2 protein-coding genes are annotated in these 1,391 nt (G+C 64.6%); both read left to right on the top strand.

The window, feature by feature from the left end; translation table 11 throughout:
• Positions 1-773 (top strand): sensor histidine kinase (locus MFF06_RS22580; protein ID WP_238208457.1); only part of this gene is annotated, 773 nt, incomplete at its 5' end.
• A gap of 25 nt (positions 774-798) precedes the next feature.
• The gene (locus MFF06_RS22575; protein ID WP_238208455.1) at positions 799-1,269 is read left to right on the top strand and encodes a response regulator; all 471 of its coding nucleotides are present in this window, start codon (positions 799-801) and stop codon (positions 1,267-1,269) included.
• Positions 1,270-1,391: the final 122 nt, after the last annotated feature.

Here is a 1,391-nt window from a genome sequence, read left to right as displayed (position 1 = left end):
CTGGCCGCGATTGCATCTCGGCCAGGTCCGACATCAACGTCGACGTACTGAACTACCGCAAGGACGGCACGCCGTTCTGGAATGCGCTGTACATGAGCCCGGTGAGTTCGGCCGCGGGCGAGCTGCAGTATTTCTTTGCCTCGCAGTTCGACGTCACTGAGCGACGGGACGCTCTGCAGCTGAAGACGGCCCTGCTCCACGAGGTCGATCATCGGGTCAAGAACAACTTGCAAATGGTCACGGCCTTGATCTCCATGCAGGCAGCGACCATCACCGATCCGATCGTGCAGCAATCCCTCGGGACGATGATGCAGCGCATCGAGGCGCTCTCGACCGTTCATCGTCGGCTCTACCAGTCGGACGACGTGACCCGCTTCTCCGTGGCCGAGTTCGTGCACGACATCGTGAGTGATCTGGTCAGCGCCAGTGGTCGCCGCGACATCGGTGTGAGGCTCGACCTCGAACCAACGACCGTGCTGGCTGACAAGGCGGCTCCCCTCGTCTTGATGGTCAACGAAGTCGTGACAAACGCGCTCAAGCACGCCTTCACGGGCGGACGGTCCGGCACCGTGACCGCCGCCGTCAAGCGGATCGAGGGCCGCTTGCGCATCGAGATTGCGGACGACGGCGTCGGCATGTCTCCGCAGCCAGACGGCGTCACGTCATTCGGCAAGACGCTCGTCCATATGCTGGCGCGTCAGCTGCGCGCAGATGTGACCTGGAACCCGACGCAACCATCAGGCACCCTGGTCAGGTTCGAACTGCCAGCCTGAGCGCAGGCGCGACCGGGAGCCTGCCTTGCATCAGCCGCTGCGCGTGTTCGTCGTCGAGGACGAGGTGCTTCTGATGATGCAGGTCGAGCTCTACCTGAACACGGCAGGACACGTCGTCGCCGATACCGCCGTGTCGTCCTGCGAGGCCATTGCCCGTGCTGGCAAGGTCGTGGCCGATGTTGCCTTGATTGATCTTCACCTCGCGGATGGTCCGACCGGAACTGAGGTGGCTCGGTTCATTGCCACGCAGACCGCCATGACGGCGGTCTTCGTGACCGCGAATCCGAAGCGGCTGCCGCTGGACTTCTCGGGTGCTGTGGGGGTCATCGCCAAGCCCTACACGCAGCAGGGTCTAACGGCGGCGCTGGACTTCGTCATGGACGCGGTGACCACGGACGCGCCATCCATGGACCTCCCACGCAGCCTGACCCTGGCCCCCGCCTATGCGGAGCAATGGCTGGAGCCGAGGACGGCGGAACAGGTCCCAGTGAGATGAGATCGTCAGGCGCCTTCCGGGCTGCCGGGCTGACGCTCAACCAGCCACCCGCTTGGCAGAGGTGGGCTGGCGTCGGGCTTGCACCCTCGCTTGCAACCTACTGCGTCCGCGACCGCGGCTGG

Source organism: Methylobacterium aerolatum (assembly GCF_022179085.1).
Lineage (GTDB): Bacteria > Pseudomonadota > Alphaproteobacteria > Rhizobiales > Beijerinckiaceae > Methylobacterium > Methylobacterium aerolatum.
Note: the sequence above shows the minus strand (reverse complement) of the source record. Positions and strands in the feature narration are given on the sequence as shown.